This is a genomic window from Dinoroseobacter sp. S375 (assembly GCF_049800775.1).
Taxonomy (GTDB): Bacteria; Pseudomonadota; Alphaproteobacteria; order Rhodobacterales; family Rhodobacteraceae; genus Dinoroseobacter.
In genome coordinates this window covers 49,661-64,965 of the sequence record NZ_JBNAFR010000003.1, presented here as the reverse complement: position 1 = coordinate 64,965, position 15,305 = coordinate 49,661, and the positions used below count along the sequence as shown (strand labels likewise).

Annotated in this window: 19 protein-coding genes; 12 read left to right on the top strand and 7 right to left on the bottom strand. The window is 66.0% G+C overall.

The annotated features are described in order from the left end of the window. Nucleotides 1-35 precede the first annotated feature (35 nt). Nucleotides 36-536, top strand: a complete 501-nt coding sequence (locus tag ACP150_RS08170) for a L,D-transpeptidase family protein (protein ID WP_424966093.1) — start codon at nt 36-38, stop codon at nt 534-536. An 80-nt stretch (nt 537-616) separates the two neighbouring features. On the opposite strand, the gene ACP150_RS08165 is transcribed toward ACP150_RS08170, so the two are convergent. Beyond that, entirely contained in the window at nt 617-1,153 is a 537-nt protein-coding gene (locus tag ACP150_RS08165) for a CAP domain-containing protein (RefSeq protein ID WP_424966092.1), read from the bottom strand. A gap of 166 nt (nt 1,154-1,319) precedes the next feature. Here ACP150_RS08165 and ACP150_RS08160 point away from each other — a divergent pair, with 166 nt between their 5' ends. Continuing rightward, nucleotides 1,320-1,922 (top strand): L,D-transpeptidase, encoded by a 603-nt coding sequence (locus tag ACP150_RS08160; RefSeq protein ID WP_424966091.1) that lies wholly within the window; start codon nt 1,320-1,322, stop codon nt 1,920-1,922. A gap of 376 nt (nt 1,923-2,298) precedes the next feature. After that, a complete protein-coding gene (locus tag ACP150_RS08155) occupies nt 2,299-2,475 on the top strand; it encodes a hypothetical protein (protein WP_424966090.1) in 177 nt (58 codons plus the stop codon). A gap of 78 nt (nt 2,476-2,553) precedes the next feature. Here ACP150_RS08155 and hemH read toward each other — a convergent pair whose 3' ends face one another. Further along, complete coding sequence (hemH, locus tag ACP150_RS08150; protein WP_424966089.1) at nt 2,554-3,609, bottom strand: ferrochelatase; 1,056 nt, start codon at nt 3,607-3,609, stop codon at nt 2,554-2,556. Between the two features lie 25 nt (nt 3,610-3,634). Then, entirely contained in the window at nt 3,635-4,504 is an 870-nt protein-coding gene (locus tag ACP150_RS08145) for an SAM-dependent methyltransferase (RefSeq protein WP_424966088.1), read from the bottom strand. Nucleotides 4,505-4,534: 30 nt separating this feature from the next. Between ACP150_RS08145 and ACP150_RS08140 the strand changes: the two genes are divergently transcribed. The 5 genes from ACP150_RS08140 to bchO are packed head-to-tail and all read left to right on the top strand — an operon-like array spanning nt 4,535 to nt 9,701. After that, complete coding sequence (locus ACP150_RS08140) at nt 4,535-5,311, top strand: double zinc ribbon domain-containing protein (RefSeq protein WP_424966087.1); 777 nt, start codon at nt 4,535-4,537, stop codon at nt 5,309-5,311. 52 nt (nt 5,312-5,363) lie between these two features. Next, complete coding sequence (gene crtA / locus ACP150_RS08135) at nt 5,364-6,101, top strand: spheroidene monooxygenase (RefSeq protein WP_424966086.1); 738 nt, start codon at nt 5,364-5,366, stop codon at nt 6,099-6,101. Further along, on the top strand, nt 6,098-7,102 hold the full coding sequence (gene bchI / locus ACP150_RS08130; RefSeq protein WP_424966085.1) for a magnesium chelatase ATPase subunit I: 1,005 nt from the start codon (nt 6,098-6,100) through the stop codon (nt 7,100-7,102). Before crtA ends, bchI begins: the two co-directional genes overlap by 4 nt. After that, the gene (locus ACP150_RS08125) at nt 7,099-8,823 is read left to right on the top strand and encodes a magnesium chelatase subunit D (protein ID WP_424966084.1); all 1,725 of its coding nucleotides are present in this window, start codon (nt 7,099-7,101) and stop codon (nt 8,821-8,823) included. Before bchI ends, ACP150_RS08125 begins: the two co-directional genes overlap by 4 nt. Continuing rightward, entirely contained in the window at nt 8,820-9,701 is an 882-nt protein-coding gene (bchO, locus tag ACP150_RS08120) for an alpha/beta fold hydrolase BchO (protein ID WP_424966082.1), read from the top strand. The genes ACP150_RS08125 and bchO overlap by 4 nt, the downstream gene beginning before the upstream one ends. A gap of 3 nt (nt 9,702-9,704) precedes the next feature. Here the strand turns inward: bchO and ACP150_RS08115 are convergent, their stop codons facing one another. The 3 genes from ACP150_RS08115 to grxC are packed head-to-tail and all read right to left on the bottom strand — an operon-like array spanning nt 9,705 to nt 11,232. Beyond that, complete coding sequence (locus tag ACP150_RS08115) at nt 9,705-10,145, bottom strand: MarR family winged helix-turn-helix transcriptional regulator (protein ID WP_424966081.1); 441 nt, start codon at nt 10,143-10,145, stop codon at nt 9,705-9,707. After that, a complete protein-coding gene (locus tag ACP150_RS08110) occupies nt 10,142-10,975 on the bottom strand; it encodes a carbon-nitrogen hydrolase family protein (RefSeq protein ID WP_424966080.1) in 834 nt (277 codons plus the stop codon). The genes ACP150_RS08115 and ACP150_RS08110 overlap by 4 nt, the downstream gene beginning before the upstream one ends. Beyond that, nucleotides 10,975-11,232: a glutaredoxin 3 gene (gene grxC, locus ACP150_RS08105; RefSeq protein ID WP_424966079.1), complete on the bottom strand. Its 258-nt coding sequence runs from the start codon at nt 11,230-11,232 to the stop codon at nt 10,975-10,977. Before grxC ends, ACP150_RS08110 begins: the two co-directional genes overlap by 1 nt. 113 nt (nt 11,233-11,345) lie before the next feature. On the opposite strand from grxC, the gene ACP150_RS08100 reads away from it, so the two are divergent. The 4 genes from ACP150_RS08100 to ACP150_RS08085 all read left to right on the top strand — a co-directional run bounded on the left by ACP150_RS08100 (nt 11,346) and on the right by ACP150_RS08085 (nt 15,092). Continuing rightward, nucleotides 11,346-12,923 carry a phytoene desaturase gene (locus ACP150_RS08100; protein ID WP_424966078.1) on the top strand — a complete coding sequence of 526 codons (1,578 nt, stop codon included), beginning with the start codon at nt 11,346-11,348 and terminating at the stop codon, nt 12,921-12,923. Beyond that, the gene (gene crtB / locus ACP150_RS08095) at nt 12,920-14,008 is read left to right on the top strand and encodes a 15-cis-phytoene synthase (RefSeq protein ID WP_424966077.1); all 1,089 of its coding nucleotides are present in this window, start codon (nt 12,920-12,922) and stop codon (nt 14,006-14,008) included. Before ACP150_RS08100 ends, crtB begins: the two co-directional genes overlap by 4 nt. Before the next feature lie 6 nt (nt 14,009-14,014). Then, the gene (gene tspO, locus ACP150_RS08090; RefSeq protein ID WP_424966076.1) at nt 14,015-14,503 is read left to right on the top strand and encodes a tryptophan-rich sensory protein TspO; all 489 of its coding nucleotides are present in this window, start codon (nt 14,015-14,017) and stop codon (nt 14,501-14,503) included. 79 nt (nt 14,504-14,582) lie between these two features. Then, nucleotides 14,583-15,092, top strand: a complete 510-nt coding sequence (locus tag ACP150_RS08085; RefSeq protein WP_424966075.1) for a MarR family winged helix-turn-helix transcriptional regulator — start codon at nt 14,583-14,585, stop codon at nt 15,090-15,092. On the opposite strand, the gene ACP150_RS08080 is transcribed toward ACP150_RS08085, so the two are convergent. After that, nucleotides 15,036-15,221 (bottom strand): PLD nuclease N-terminal domain-containing protein, encoded by a 186-nt coding sequence (locus tag ACP150_RS08080; RefSeq protein WP_424966073.1) that lies wholly within the window; start codon nt 15,219-15,221, stop codon nt 15,036-15,038. The two genes, ACP150_RS08085 and ACP150_RS08080, sit on opposite strands and share 57 nt — an antisense overlap. Nucleotides 15,222-15,305 lie beyond the last annotated feature (84 nt).

The window sequence follows — 15,305 nt, the reverse complement described above, 5'->3', positions numbered from 1 at the left end:
ACAAAAACGTCACCTCTTTCGAGCAGGCTTCACATATGACCCTTTCCCGCCGCCTCTTGCTGCTGGGTATCGCTGTCGGGCTATCCGGCTGCGGAGCTTCGCGATTCCGCAGCTATGACGGACCCGAAGTGACCCGGATCGTCGTGTTCAAGGACGAGCTGCGTATGTACCTGATGCATCACGACACGGTGCTGCGGGGGTTCGACATCGATCTCGGTTTTGCGCCCGTGGGCCCCAAGGAGGTCGAGGGCGATGGCAAGACCCCCGAGGGGCGCTACCGCATCGACCGACGCAACCCCAATAGCAGCTTTCACCTGTCGCTCGGGATCTCCTATCCGAACACGGCGGATGTCGCCCGCGCCCGCGCGATGGGCCAAAGCCCGGGGGGCGATATCTTCATCCATGGTCAGCCGAACCTGACCGGGCCGCGCACCGGCGAGAACTGGACTGCCGGTTGCATCGCCGTGACCAATCGCGAGATGGAAGACATCTATGCCATGGTCAAGAACGACACGCCGATCGACATCTATCCCTGATCCCTGATCCCTGATCCCTGATCCCTGATCCCTGATCCCTGATCCCTGATCCCTGATCCCGTGCCGGATCGGGGCGTGGCTCAGACGTCCGGGACCACTTGCGGGCCGCTGCCGCCGAGCACCATCGTCCACCACAGCTTGCCATTGGGTTCCTGATACCAGGAGAAGCCCAGATCCCGCGCCTCCGGGTCGAGGATCATCTCCCGCGTGGCGGGGTCCTCCATCCAGGCGGCGAGGGTTTCCAGCTCGGTCTCGTAGGTCTCGGAGATCAGCTCGGCCCGGAACTGCCCCGGATAGCCCGAGCGCGCGGTCCGTTCGGGCGGCGAGGAGCCGTCGGAGCCGAAATGCCAGGGCCGGTTCTGCACGGCCATGTCCCGCGCATGGGTGGCGGCCGCGGCGTTCAGTTGCGGGTTAAGCGCGAGCGGGCTGCGCCCTCCGGCCTGCCGCAGGACATTGACCGAATCGAGGATCGCGAACTGGATCCGCCCGGTATCGGACGCGTTGATATCATAGACCCGGGGCAGGGGTTGCCCATCCGGGCCCAGGGTGGGCGGCGGCGGCGTGCAGGCGGCCAGAATGATCGGAAGGATCAGCCACAAAGCTAGAATTCGGCGCATGTAACCCCCTCGCATAGCGTGCCTTCTCTCTTCCCTAGCGATTATTCGACGGAACGTCCAACCGCTTGCCTGCGCACGATGTGATGACATGCGTGTGAATTGTACGTTAAGACCGACTCGCTTAGGTTGAGCCGAAAACTTCTGAGATCATTGGAGCAGTCCGACCATGTCCAGACGAAATACCCCTGACGTATCGCGCCGTCGCTTCCTTGCGACCACGGGCGCGGCCTCTACCCTGCTGGCGAGCCCGGCTCTGGCGCAGATGGCCGGAACGACCGAGATCGAGCAGGAGCCGACCCAATCCGTGCGCCGCAATATCTCGGGATTCCGCGCGCTCGACTGGCGGCCATACTTCTCGGATACCAAGAACGGTGCGATCCTCGTGGATATCTCGTCCCGGGCCTTGCATTACTGGTCCGAGGACCAGACCGAGTACCGGCTGTACCCGACCTCCGTGCCGCTGTCCGAAGACCTGACGCGCAAGGGTCGTACCCGCGTGACCCAGAAGGTCGAAGGCCCGAGTTGGCGTCCGACGCCCTCCATGAAAAAGCGCAATCCGGAATGGCCGGACTTTGTGGGTCCGGGCCCGGACAACCCGCTTGGGACCCACGCGCTCTATCTCAGCTGGACCTATTACCGAATCCACGGCACCCATGACACGCGCAAGATTGGGCGCCGCTCGTCGAATGGCTGCATTGGCCTGTTCAACGAAGACATCGCGGAATTGTTCGAAAAGGCCCGCAGCGGAACACAGGTTCTTTTGATCTGACTTTGCCCGCGCAGGAATATGATCGAAATCAAGCGGCGCCCCGGCGCCGTTTTTTCTTGGCCTCTTCAGATCCGCGCAAAGCACCGCCTTGACGTAAGGTTTTGTGAAGGTCGCCTCATAAAATCCTGAATTCCCGACACTCCTTCATGGGGACGCAGGGGGGTAAAGCCATGGACCGGGGTGCCCTGACCTCACTTGAATGGGGAGTGTTGCAGTTTTGACGACATTTGGGCATCCGCGCGGGCGAAGCTCCGGCGTTGATTGCATTCGGAACTTTCTCCTGCTTAAAAAATACCACGAGGTACAGTCTAGAACGCTCACCAGCGTCTCTTGGCGTGTCCAAGTCGTAAATGTGAGCATCTCTTTGGAGGGAACCATGAAAAAACTCGTTCTCGCAGCCGTCCTGTCTGCAGCAGCTTCCACCGCCTTCGCTGGCTCCATGGAAGAGCCGATGATGGAAATGCCGGTCATCGTTGAAGAAACCAACTCGTCCGCAGGTGGCATCGTTCTGCCGCTGCTGCTGATCGCAGTTCTGGCCGCAGTCGCGTCCTAATCGCGTCACGCGATCGAGAAATTAGAAAAGGCGGCCTCCCGGGGCCGCCTTTTTTAGTGTCCGCAGGTCAGCTCGGGCTCAGCCGCGCGGAGCGATCCAACCTGCGAGGTTGTCCTCGACAACCTGGGCGAGCGCCGCGATATGGGCGTCGTCATCGTTCAGGCAGGGGATATAGGTGAACTCTTCGCCGCCCGCTTCTTCGAAGCTTTCCTTGATCTCTTCGTTGATCTCTTCGAGCGTTTCGATGCAGTCGGCCGAGAAGGCTGGCGCGATCACGGCGATCTTCTTTTTGCCGCCTTCGGCCAGGCGCGCGACCTCTTCGACGGTGTAGGGCTGTAGCCACTCCTCGGGGCCGAACCGGCTCTGGAAGGTGGTGACGATCTCGCCATCTGGCCAGCCGAGACGTTCCTTCAAAAGGCGCGAGGTCTTCTGACACTGGCAGTGATAGGGATCGCCCTCCATCAGGTAGCGCTTGGGCACCCCGTGATAGGAGGCGACCAGCACATCCGGCCGGTCCTTGATATCCGCATAGGCGCGCTCCACCGATTGGGCCAGCGCCTCGATATACATCGGATGCTCGAAATACGGCTCTACAGTGCGCACGATCGGCTGCCACTTGATGTGTTCCAGCGAGCGGAAGAACTCGTCGCAGGCCGTGGCCGAGGTCGCGCCCGCGTATTGCGGATAGAGCGGGAAGAACAGGATCTTCTGACAGCCCTGCGCCTGCAGCTCCTCGACCTTGGACTTGGTGGAGGGATTGCCGTAGCGCATGCAGAAATCGACCACGACATCATCGCCGAACTTCGCCTGCATCGCGGCTTTCATCTTGGCGGTCTGGTCCTTGGTGATGGTCATCAGCGGGCTCTCGCCGGCCTCTTCGTTCCAGATCGACTTATAGGCCGCACCCGAGCTGAAGGGGCGCTTCGTCAGGATCACCAGCTGCAGCAGGGGCTGCCAGATCCACGGGCTGTAATCGATCACGCGCCTGTCCGACAGGAACTCGTTCAGATAGCGGCGCATGGACCAGTAGTCGTAATTGTCCGGTGTCCCGAGATTGGCCAGCAGGATGCCGATCTTGCCGAAATTGACGGGCGGGTGGTCACTCGGCAGGTGAGAGGACGTGGTCTTGGACATCATGTTCATCGGTATCGTGCCTTTGTCAGTCGTCGCCTTTGTCGGCGGCAGCCGAGTCGGTCATTGGGTTCATATCCCGGTCGAATTCCACCGTTCCCAGCGCATCGGCCAGGCGGTGAGACGCCGATCCAGGGCGCATCGGTTGCGGCTGGTTCTCGGAAGGCGCCCAGCCGGTCAGGAACGCAAACTGAAACGTAGCGCGCACACGGCCGTTGTCGCCCGGAAATTCCGTCGCATAGAGATCGAGCGTCGCCGCCAGCACATCGCGGCGCAGGGGGCGGCGGTCGCGCTGGTCGAGCGCATTGGTTTCGCCCATGGCGCGCAGCTCCCGCATCAGATGCAGGGGCGTGGCATAATCCACCTGCCGGGGGGAGAGATCCGCAACCGGCAGGGCAAAGCCCGCCCGCTGCAGAAGCCCGCCGAGATCCCGCAGATCGCCCATCGGGGCCACCCGGGGGCTGAGCCCGCCCCGCAGACGGCTCTCGGCCTCGGCAAAGGAGATGCGCAGCTCGCGCAGGGTGTCACCGGCAAAGCTCACCGCCAGAAGCAGGCCATCCTCGACCAGCGCGCGGCGTGCCTGCACCAGTTGCCCCACCGGGTCATCGGCCCAATGCAGCGCCATGGCATGGATCACCAGATCATGGGCGCCGGGCTCGAGATCGAGCAGGTCGGTATCCGCCACCACCGTGGCGTCCGGAAAGGCCTCGGCCCAGAACGCGGGAAAACCGGTGACAATCGCGGGCTTGGTAAAGCTCCTGTTAACCTCACTCAGTCTTTCCTGAAGCTCAGAGAGGGCTTCGCGATGGAGAAACAGCTCAGGACCGCCGCCGCGGCAGGCGCGGGCACGGTGCGCCGCAAGTGCGGTGCGATCGGTCAGGCGGGGTGGGCGATCCATCAAGTGTCCTCAGTTGAGAGGGCTATTTAAGTGTTTCAGGGACAATTGCAAACCGCGCTGCAGACGCTTTATCCGCCGAGTTGCGTTGGCTGTCGCGCGCCGGTGGCCAGCGATTTCGGCCTGTGTGGGGAGTGTCTGCGCGAGACGCCCTTCATCGCGGGCGGGATTTGCGGGACCTGCGGGGTGCCGGTTTCGGGTCTGGCCGAGGATGAAACCGATATCTGCGAGGAATGCATGACCACGCAGCGCCCGTGGAATCGCGGGCGCGCCGCCATGACCTACGAGGATCTGGGCCGGACGCTGGTGCTGCAGCTCAAGCATAGCGACCGCACGGATCTGGCGCGTCCGGCGGGGGCGTGGCTCGCACGGGCGGCCCGGCCGCTGGTGCAGGGCGATACGCTGATCCTGCCGGTGCCGATGCATCGCACGCGCCTGTTGAAGCGGACCTATAATCAGGCCGTGTTGCTGGCGCGGGTCGCCGCCCGGCATCTGGAACGGCAGATGGTGCCCGATCTTCTGGTGCGGACACGACGCACGCCGATGCAGGACCACCGCAGTCACACCGAACGCTTTGCCAATCTCGACGGCGCCATCAGCGTGAACCCGGCCCGCGCGCGCAGCGCGGGGCTCGAGGGGCGCCATGTCCTACTGATGGATGATGTGCTGACCAGCGGTGCAACACTTGCGGCTTGCGCAATCGCCTGTTTCGATGCGGGCGCGGCCGAGGTTGACGTGGCCGTTCTGGCCCGGGTGCGCCGTGAGGAGTTCGCGGCCTCCGCCCCGAGGGGGTCTGACGAGCTGATGTAAATAAGTCTTTCGGATTTACAGGCAGTGTGTCAAACTTAGTTTACACATTGGAGTGAGTCCGATTCAGACCGTCAGTCTCAGCCTCTTTCGCTTCGACAGCGTGATAGACCGCCTTTGGGCGCTGACCCAGATGGGTGCGGCCCGGTTTGCGCTGCCGCAGACCCCCGGTATCGGGTTCTGGAAACTCTGCGGCTCGGGCTCTGGCGAGGGGTTCACCCCGGTTCCCAACACCGCCGTCTATGCAATTCTTGCCACTTGGCCGGATCGCGAGACCGCCGAGGCGCAGACCCGCGAAGGCGCGGTCTGGTCGCGCTACCGCGCCAAGGCATGTGAAGATTGGACCGTCCTGCTGGCCACCACATCGGCGCGGGGCAAATGGTCCGGGCAAGCGCCGTTCGAGGTGGACACGCCCAGTGCCCCGGGCCCGCTCGCCGCGCTGACCCGGGCCACGGTGCGCCCGTCGCGCGCGCTGCAATTCTGGAAACATGAACCGGCCATCAGCGACATGATCGGCCGCGATCCGAACGTCCTGTTCAAGATCGGGATCGGCGAGGTCCCCCTGATGCAGCAGGTCACCTTCTCCATCTGGCCCGACACGCAGAGCATGGCCGCCTTCGCCCGGCGCGGAGGCCCCCATGCCGAGGCGATCCGGGCCGTCCGCGAGGGCGGGCTCTTTGCCGAAGAGCTCTACGCCCGGTTTTCCGTTCTCGGCGATCACGGCACCTGGCAGGGGCGGCGACCGCTCTCTCCCGTCTCCGCGCGCCGACCCGACATGAAAGAGACCGCATGACCCACCCGTTCCCCTTCTCCGCCATCGTTGGCCAGTCCGAGATGAAGCAGGCCATGATCCTCACGGCCATCGACCCGAGCATTGGCGGCGTGCTGGTGTTCGGCGACCGGGGGACGGGGAAATCGACCTCCGTGCGGGCGCTCGCCGCGCTCTTGCCCGAGATCGAGGTGGTCGAGCGCTGCCCCTGCAATTCCGCCACCCGCGATGCGGTGCCCGAATGGGCCGAAGGCGTGGGCGAGGCGATGGTGTCCAAACCGACCCCGGTGATCGACCTGCCCCTAGGCGCCACCGAGGACCGGGTCGTGGGCGCGCTCGACATCGAGCGCGCGCTGACCCGTGGCGAGAAAGCGTTTGAGCCCGGATTGCTGGCGCGCGCCAACAGGGGCTATCTCTATATCGACGAGGTCAACCTGCTGGAGGACCACATTGTGGACCTCCTTCTGGATGTGGCGGTCTCGGGTGAGAACGTGATCGAGCGCGAAGGCCTCTCGATCCGCCACCCGGCGCGGTTCGTGCTGGTGGGCTCGGGCAACCCCGAAGAGGGCGAGCTGCGTCCGCAGCTTCTGGACCGGTTCGGGCTGAGCGTCGAGGTGAGCTCTCCGACCGAGATCGACGACCGGATCGAGGTGATCCGCCGTCGCGACGCCTATGAGATGGATTATGAAGCGTTCATGGATCACTGGCAGGGCGAGGACGCCAATCTGCGCGCCCGGATCCTGGCGGCGCGCGCGGGGCTCCGCGCGGTGGCGACGCCCGAGGCCACCCTGCGGGACTGTGCCGAGCTCTGCGTGGCGCTGGGCGCGGATGGGCTGCGGGGCGAGCTGACCCTGCTCAAGGCCGCACGGGCCGTGGCGGCCTATGCGGGTGCCACCGAAGTGACACGCGACCACCTGCGCACCATCGCGGCCTCGGCCCTGCGCCACCGTCTGCGGCGTGACCCGCTGGACGAGGCTGGCTCGACCACCCGAGTGAGCCGCGTGGTCGACAGCGTTCTCGCGTGATCCAGACCCCCCATACGGACCCGGTGGAGCGCTGGGCTCAGGCGGCCACGGCGGTCGCCTTGCTCGCCATTGACCCCGAAGGTCTCGGTGGGCTGTGGATGCGCGCGCGTTCGGGTCCCGTGCGGGACCGGTTGCTCGCCCCCCTGCGCGATCTGCTTGCGGCTCCGCGTCGCCTGCCGCCGGGGATCGGGGATGCGCAGCTGTTCGGTGGCGTGGATCTGGCGGCGACGCTCTCGGCCGGGCGGCTTGTGCGGGCGCCGGGCCTGCTGGGGGCTGGTCCTGTTGCGCTGATCGCGCCCATGGCCGAGCGAATGACACCCGGGCTCGCCGCGCGTCTGGCCCAGATGCTGGATACGGATCAGGGTCATGCCCTGATCGCCATGGATGAGGGTGCGGAGGAGGACGAGCGCCTCGCGCAGTGCCTCGCGGACCGGCTGGCGCTGCATCTTGATCTGGAGGGGTTGGCCCAGGGCGACTGTCCCGAGCCCGCCTATAACCGCGATGAAATCGCCGCTGCCCGCGCCCGGCTCACCCAGGTGCGCTTGCCCGATACCGCCATCACGGCGATGACCGTGGCTGCCGTGCGGCTCGGCATCGACAGCCTGCGCGCGCCCCTTTTGGCATTGCGCGTGGCGCGTGCCGCGGCGGCGCTGGACGGCCGGGCCGAGGCGTCCGAGGACGACCTGATCACGGCCACCGAGCTTGTGCTCGCCCCGCGCGCCACCCGGTTTCCGAGTGAAGAGACGGAGGACGCGGACCCGCCCGAAACCCCGCCGGACAGCCCGCCGCCGGAAAGCGATGCCGCGCCGGATGAGGAGCAGGACAGCGACGACACGCCCCAGCGCTTGCCGGAAGAGATCCTTCTGGAAGCCGCCAAAGCGGTCCTTCCGCCCGACCTGTTGGCGCGGATCGCGGCGGCCAAGGCGCCGCGCACGGCCAAATCCGGCGGCGGCGCGGGTGCGGCCAAGAAGGGCAATCGACGCGGACGGCCCCTGCCATCGCGCCCCGGGCGGCTGGACGGGCAGGCGCGGATCGATCTGGTCGCGACCCTGCGCGCGGCAGCGCCATGGCAGACAATCCGCCGGAAATTGACCCCGGATGCGCCGCAGAAGGTGCTGGTGCGGGCCGAGGATATCCGCCTGCGCCGCTTTGAAGAGAAATCCGACCGCCTGCTGATCTTTGCCGTGGATGCCTCGGGTTCCGCCGCGCTGGCGCGGTTGGCCGAAGCCAAGGGCGCGGTGGAGTTGATGCTGGCCGAGGCCTATGCCCGCCGGGATCACGTGGCTCTGATCGCGTTTCGCGGCACGGGGGCCGAGCTGCTGCTGCCGCCGACCCGGTCGCTGGTGCAGACCAAGCGCCGTCTGGCGGCCTTGCCGGGTGGGGGCGGCACGCCTCTGGCGGCGGGGCTTCGGGCCTCGCTGGATCTCGCGGAGCTGAGCAAGGGGCGCGGGCTGAGCCCGACCGTGGCGCTTTTGACGGATGGGCGGGCGAATATCGCGCTGGATGGTTCGCCGGATCGCCCGAGTGCCGCCGAGGACGCCCGCGCCATGGCGCGGGCCCTGCGCGGGCAAGAGACGCCCTCGGTCGTGATCGACATGGGCAAGCGCCCGCAGCCGCAGTTGCGCGAGCTGGCCGGGGAACTCGCTGCGCCGTATATCCCCATGCCCCGCGCGGACAGCCAACGCCTGTCCAGCGCCGTGACCGCCGCGCTGGAGACATGAACTGGGATCTCGAGAAGCGCCACTGGCCCCATGCGGAGGCCAGTCGGTTTCTGCGGGTGACGCCGCATCAATGGCATGTGCAGGTCATGGGGCAGGGACCGACGCTGCTCTTGCTGCATGGGGCGGGGGCGTCGCTGCATAGTTTCGCCGATCTGATGACCGCGCTCGCACCGCGCTACCGGGTGGTCGCGGTGGATCTGCCCGGCCATGGTTTCACCACCAAGGGCGGCAGCCAGCGTGCCGGTCTGGCGGCGGTCTCCACCGATCTGGCGGCTCTCTTGCGGCGCGAGGATCTGCTCCCGCAGGGGATCATCGGGCATTCCGCCGGGGCGGCGGTCGGGCTCGATCTGATCGACAAGCTGCCCGAGCCGCCCCGTGGTTTCATCGCGCTGAACGGGGCCTTTGCCGAGTTTGACGGGGTGGCGGGCTGGCTCTTTCCCATGCTGGCCAAGCTGCTGGCGCTCAACCCGTTCACCTCGCTGGTTTTTGCCAACACCACCACGCCGCGCAGTGTCGCCCAGCTGATCACCGCCACGGGATCCGAGCTCAGCGAGCGGCAGCTGATGCTTTATTACCGTCTGGTGCGGGACCGAGCCCATGTTTCGGGTGCGCTGGCGATGATGTCCCAATGGGATCTGCGCCCGCTGGGCAAGAAGATGCCGGGGATCGACACGCCAGCCCTTCTGCTGACCGGGGCGCGGGACAAGGCGGTGGCTCCGGCGGTTTCGGAGGATGCGGCGCGCAAACTGCCCCGGGCCGAGACGCGGTGCCTGCCCCATCTGGGGCACCTGATGCATGAGGAACGCCCCGACCTGATCGCCGCCGAGATCACCGGGTTTCTCGACGCGGTTTCCGCGCCGCAGGCGCAGCGGGCCTGAGCGCTAGTCCTGCTCCAGCCGGATCCGCAGCTCGCGCAGGATCGGCAGCACGGCGCGGACCTTCTCCGATCCCAGCGTCGAGGTCATTTCCGAGATGATCGGCGTGATTACCTGCAGCGCCTGATCCCGGGCGGCACGTCCCGCAGGGCTGACGGCAACGAGCTTGCGGCGCGCATCATCCCAATCGGGCCGGATATGCACATGGCCTGCGGCTTCGAGCTTGCCCAGCGTGTTCGTCATCGCGCCCTTGGTGACGTGAAAACTGCGCGCAAGCTGCGCGGGCGTCTTCTCGGCGGCGGTATTGGCGAGATGGTTCAACACGGAAAAATGGCTCAGTTCCATGCCCTTGGGCAGGGCCTTGCCCAGACGGGCGCGGGCGAGCTGATCCGTGGTGAAGAGCTCGGACAAAAGAGAGATCGCAAGGGCGTCGTCAACTGTATTCATCGCGGCGCAGCATAAGCTGCATCTGCGGTGAGGGAAGGGATTTTTCGCCGCGCTGCGGCAACTTCCCCGAGATCGAGGTCAATACAGGTCACACCGGGGGCGGTTCCGGCATCGGCCAGCACCCGTCCCCAGGGGTCGATGGCCAGACTGTGCCCATAGGTACGACGCGGCCCGTTCGGTGCCGTCGGATGCGCGCCAGTCTGCGCCGGGGCGAGCACGAAGGCCCCGCATTCGATGGCGCGGGCCCGCAGCAGCGGGTGCCAATGGGCTTCGCCGGTGACCTGGGTGAAGGCGGCAGGAAGCGTCAGGATCTCGGCCCCGGCCCGGGCCAGATCCCGAAAAAGATGCGGAAACCGCAGGTCATAGCAGACGGCCATCCCGACCCGGCCAAAGGGCGTGTCCGCCACGACCGCCTGACCGCCGGGGCGGTAGCTGTCACTCTCGCGATAGGTTTCGCTCTCCGAGACCGTCACATCGAACATGTGGATCTTGTCATAGCGCGCGGCGATCTCGCCTTGCGCGTTGATCAGGAAAGACCTGTTGGCAAAGCGCCCATCCGCATCCTCTGACAGAAGGCCAAGCGATCCGAGCAGCAGCCACACCCCTTCGGCGGCGGCAAACTCCCGCATCTCGGCCAGCATCGGGTCCGTCGCCTCGGGGCGCAGGACCGCGCGCTGGTGGCTGTGGCTGTTCGAGATGCAATTGCTCACCTCGGGCGAGAGCAGGAACTCCGCCCCCTCCGCCACGGCCTGCCGCGCCAATGCCTTGATCTGCACGATATTGGCGGCCGGATCGTCGACCGAGGTCATCTGCAGCAGGCCGGCGCGCATCAGCCGGCCAACAGGGTGTCGAGCTTGCCCGCGCGCTCGAGCGCATAGAGGTCATCGCAGCCGCCCACATGGGTCTCGCCGATGAAAATCTGCGGCACGCTGGTGCGGCCACCGGCGCGCTGGATCATCTCGGGCTTGCGGGCGGGGGCGGCGAGCACGTCCACCTCTGCGAAGCTGACGCCCTTCTGTGACAGCAGGCGCTTGGCGGCATGGCAAAAGCCGCACAGGGGGGAAGTATAGATTTCAACGGGTTGCATGGAGATCTCCGGGAATTGTTCCCCTTCATATAAGCCGCCGGCCCGGCACAGAAAAGATCCCGGAGGTTGACGCGGATGTTGTCAATTAAACTAGACAGCGGTATCGTCAGATCATGATGACACGAGTCGATCCAATCACCGCCGCCGAAGCCATCTCGGGCCCCCGCAAACGCGCCATCGTCATTGGCGCAGGACTGGGCGGGCTCGCCGCCGCCATGCGGCTTGGGGCCAAGGGCTATGCCGTGACCGTCTTCGACCGGCTGGACATGCCGGGCGGGCGCGGCTCCTCGATCAGTCAGGACGGACACCGGTTCGATCTTGGCCCGACGATCATCACCGTGCCGCAGGTCTATGAGGACCTCTGGGCTGCCTGCGGGCGGAACTTCCACGATGATGTCACGCTCAAACCCATGGATCCGTTCTACGAGATCCGCTGGCCCGACGGGTCCAGCCTCAAGGCGCGGCAATCCACCGAGGCGATGGAGGCCGAGATCCAGCGGCTCGCGCCCGGGGATCTCAAGGGCTATCGCAAGTTCCTCAAGGACGCCCATCGCCGCTATGTGGTCGGGTTCGAGGGCATGGTGGCCAAGCCCATGCACAAGGCCTGGGAGACGATCAAGGTCCTGCCCACCTTTGCCATGCTGCGCGCCGATCAGTCGATCCTCGGCCTTGCCAAGGGCCGGGTGAAGGACAAGCGGCTGCAGATGGCGCTGTCGTTCCATCCACTCTTCATCGGCGGGGATCCGATGAACGTCACCTCGATGTATGCGCTCGTCAGCCATCTCGAGAAGGAATACGGCGTCCATTACGCCATGGGCGGTGTGCAGGCGATTGCGCAGGCCATGGCGAATGTGGTGGCCGAGCAGGGCGGTTGGCTGCGCCTCGGCGAGACAGTGGACGAGATCCTCGTCACCGATGGCAAGGTGCGCGGCATCCGCCTCGACAGTGGCGAGGTGGCCCATGCGGATATCGTGGTGTCGAACGCGGATGCGGGCCATACCTATGACCACCTGATGCGCAACGCCTCGAAGAAGCGCTGGACCCCGGCCAAGCTGAAGTCGCGGCGTTGGTCCATGGGGCTGTTCGTCTGGTATTTCGGGACCAAGGGGACGGCGAGCGAGTGGCCCGATGTGGGGCACCACACCATCCTGAGCGGGCCGCGGTATGAGGGTCTCTTGCGGGATATCTTCATCAACGGGCGGCTCGCCGATGACATGAGCCTCTATCTCCACCGGCCTTCACTCACCGATCCGAGCGTGGCGCCCAAGGGGGATGACACCTTCTACGTGCTCTCGCCTGTCCCCCATCTCGGCCATGACAACCCCGTCGACTGGGAGGCCGAGGCCCCCCGCTACAAGGCGAAGGTTCTGGCCGAGCTCGAGAAAACCATGCCGGGCATCTCGCGCCGCATCACGACCGAGGTCGTCTTCACGCCCGAAACCTTCCGTGACCGATACCTGTCACCGAATGGCTCAGGCTTTTCGATCGAACCGCGGATCCTGCAATCGGCGTGGTTCCGGCCCCATAACGTTTCGGAAGAGGCGGAGGGGCTGTTTCTCGCCGGGGCGGGTACCCATCCCGGTGCCGGCGTGCCCGGAGTGATCAGCTCGGCCGAGGTGTTGGCCAAGATGGTGCCCATGGCGCCGCCCATGCCGGTGGATGCCGTGCCGCTCAAGCAGGCCGCGGAATGAGCCTCGACGCGACGCCCGCCGATCTGGAACTGCCGCTGCGGTACAGCCCCGCGGATCTGGAGCATTGCAAGGAGGCGATCCGCCATGGCTCGCTCTCTTTCCATGCGGCCTCGCGGCTCTTGCCGACCAAGGTGCGGGACCCGGCGCTGGCGCTCTACGCCTTCTGCCGTCTGGCCGATGATGCGGTGGACGACCACCAGGAAAAACCCGCCGCGGTGCTGGACCTGAAGGATCGACTGGATCTCGCCTATCGCGGGACGCCCCGGAATGCCTGCGCGGACCGGGCCTTTGCCGCGATGATCGAGGCCCATGACATGCCCCGCGCCCTGCCCGAGGCCCTGATCGAGGGCTTTGCCTGGGACGCGATGGAACGGCAGTATGACACCCTGTCCGATGTGCGCGCCTATTCCGCCCGGGTTGCGGCGGCGGTGGGTGCGATGATGACCGTCCTGATGGGGGTGCGCGACGCCGATGCGCTGGCGCGGGCCTGCGATTTGGGCGTGGCGATGCAGCTGACGAATATCTGCCGCGATGTGGGCGAGGACGCCGCCGAGGGGCGTCTGTATCTGCCGCGCGCGATGATGGCCGAGGAGGGGCTCGACCCCGACTCGTTTCTCGCCAACCCGACCACTTCCGAGGCGCTGACCACGGTCACGCGCCGCCTGCTGGCCGAGGCACGACGGCTCTATGACCGGTCCGAGGCCGGGGTTGCGGCCCTGCCGCTGGGCGCGCGTCCGGGGATCTTCGCTGCGCGTCACATCTATGCCGGGATCGGGGCCGAGGTTGCGCGGGCAGGCTATGACAATATCAACCTGCGGGCGCATACCTCCAAGCTGCAGAAACTCGGCTGGCTGTCGCTCTCTGTGCTGCGCAGCGGGGTGACAACGGTCATGCCGCGTTCGGCCGTGTTGCACGCCACCCCCCTGCCGGAGACTGCGTTTCTCGTCGAGGCCGGGGCGCGCAGTGCGGACCGCTCGGCCTGGGGCGAGGGGCGTTCGGGCAGCCTTCTGGGACTGTTTGCCCAGCTTGAGGCCCGCGACCGCGCCACCCGCGGCATGGAACCACTCGGCGGCCGGCCTAGTTAACCTGATATGGAATTTGACTGGCTCCTCTTCACCGTCTTTCTCGGCGCCTGCGCGGCTGCGGCAACGACTGGCTCCATGTTTCCGCCCGGAAAGTGGTATGACGCGCTGCGCAAACCCGCGTGGAACCCGCCGAACTGGGTGTTTCCCGTGGTCTGGTCGCTGCTCTATCTGGTGATCGCGGGCTCCGCCGCGCGCGTCGCCCCGATGGAGGGCAGCGAGATGGCCATGGCCTTCTGGGCGTTTCAGATCGCGCTCAACACGCTCTGGACGCCGATCTTTTTCGGCTTGCAGCGGATCAAGGCGGGGATGGTGGTCATCCTGTTCCTATGGCTCGCGGTGTTTGGCGCCATGGTCACGGCCTGGCAACTCGACACGATCGCGGGGCTGATGCTTGCGCCCTACCTGCTCTGGGTGACGATTGCTGCCTCGCTGAACGGGGCTGTCTGGCGGCTCAACCCCGAGGCCGCCGCCGCCGCGCGTCCCGCCGCCACCTGATCGCGGCACGACCGGTTTTCTCGCGCACCGCCTCCGTATAGGCTTGGCTTACAGGTCAATAATTTACATAAAAACCGATATGAGCGATCCCAAGCGCTACCACGCCCCGAAATCCCTTGGCCGGGCGCTGAATTTCGCCGCCGGGGCGGGCAATACCGTCTGCACGCACTTGCTGGCGCCCCACGGTTTGAGCCTTGCGCAATGGGCGGTGCTGAACTGTCTGTGGCTGAACGGCCCGCTGGGGGTCAAGGCGCTGGCCGAGCTCACCGGGAACGCGCCGCCCGCCACCTCGCGCCTCGTGGATCGGATGATCACCGGCGGGCTCCTGACCCGCCGCCAGAGCACCGAGGATCGCCGCGCCGTCACGGTGGATGTCACCGAGCGGGGCGAGGCCCTGCGCCCGACCCATGAGATCTATAATTCCGTGAATACGGTCCTGCTCGACGGGTTCACCGAAGCCGAGGCCGAGGCCCTGTTCGACCAGCTCGCCCGGATCGAGGCGAATGCCGCCGCCTGGCTGGACAAGCCGTCGTCAGCGCTTGGCGCGGGGGCCGAAGAACAGCCAGATGATGAAACCCAGAAGCGGTAGGATCACCACGAAGAGGCACCAGATCACCTTGGAACCCGTGCTCGAATTGGACCCGACGATCGATACGATGGCCCAGATCGACAGAACCAGCATGATGAACCCGCCAAGGCCCGCTATCTCTATGCCCATCGCTTCGTCTCCTTCGCGTTTCGGTTGCGGCTGACACGGGTGTAACGGATCGGGCGCAGGGGGCCAACGGGTCGGCTTGCCTCC

Bases quoted from the DNA above. Each gene is read 5' to 3' on its own strand.
- ACP150_RS08145 (WP_424966088.1), bottom strand. From the start codon at position 4,504: ATGGATCGCCCACCCCGCCTGACCGATCGCACCGCACTTGCGGCGCAC.
- ACP150_RS08085 (WP_424966075.1), top strand. From the start codon at position 14,583: ATGAGCGATCCCAAGCGCTACCACGCCCCGAAATCCCTTGGCCGGGCG.
- ACP150_RS08155 (WP_424966090.1), top strand. From the start codon at position 2,299: ATGAAAAAACTCGTTCTCGCAGCCGTCCTGTCTGCAGCAGCTTCCACC.
- grxC (WP_424966079.1), bottom strand. From the start codon at position 11,232: ATGCAACCCGTTGAAATCTATACTTCCCCCCTGTGCGGCTTTTGCCAT.
- bchI (WP_424966085.1), top strand. From the start codon at position 6,098: ATGACCCACCCGTTCCCCTTCTCCGCCATCGTTGGCCAGTCCGAGATG.
- ACP150_RS08100 (WP_424966078.1), top strand. From the start codon at position 11,346: ATGATGACACGAGTCGATCCAATCACCGCCGCCGAAGCCATCTCGGGC.
- ACP150_RS08160 (WP_424966091.1), top strand. From the start codon at position 1,320: ATGTCCAGACGAAATACCCCTGACGTATCGCGCCGTCGCTTCCTTGCG.
- ACP150_RS08165 (WP_424966092.1), bottom strand. From the start codon at position 1,153: ATGCGCCGAATTCTAGCTTTGTGGCTGATCCTTCCGATCATTCTGGCC.
- ACP150_RS08110 (WP_424966080.1), bottom strand. From the start codon at position 10,975: ATGCGCGCCGGCCTGCTGCAGATGACCTCGGTCGACGATCCGGCCGCC.
- hemH (WP_424966089.1), bottom strand. From the start codon at position 3,609: ATGTCCAAGACCACGTCCTCTCACCTGCCGAGTGACCACCCGCCCGTC.
- tspO (WP_424966076.1), top strand. From the start codon at position 14,015: ATGGAATTTGACTGGCTCCTCTTCACCGTCTTTCTCGGCGCCTGCGCG.
- crtB (WP_424966077.1), top strand. From the start codon at position 12,920: ATGAGCCTCGACGCGACGCCCGCCGATCTGGAACTGCCGCTGCGGTAC.
- ACP150_RS08080 (WP_424966073.1), bottom strand. From the start codon at position 15,221: ATGGGCATAGAGATAGCGGGCCTTGGCGGGTTCATCATGCTGGTTCTG.
- bchO (WP_424966082.1), top strand. From the start codon at position 8,820: ATGAACTGGGATCTCGAGAAGCGCCACTGGCCCCATGCGGAGGCCAGT.
- ACP150_RS08115 (WP_424966081.1), bottom strand. From the start codon at position 10,145: ATGAATACAGTTGACGACGCCCTTGCGATCTCTCTTTTGTCCGAGCTC.
- ACP150_RS08170 (WP_424966093.1), top strand. From the start codon at position 36: ATGACCCTTTCCCGCCGCCTCTTGCTGCTGGGTATCGCTGTCGGGCTA.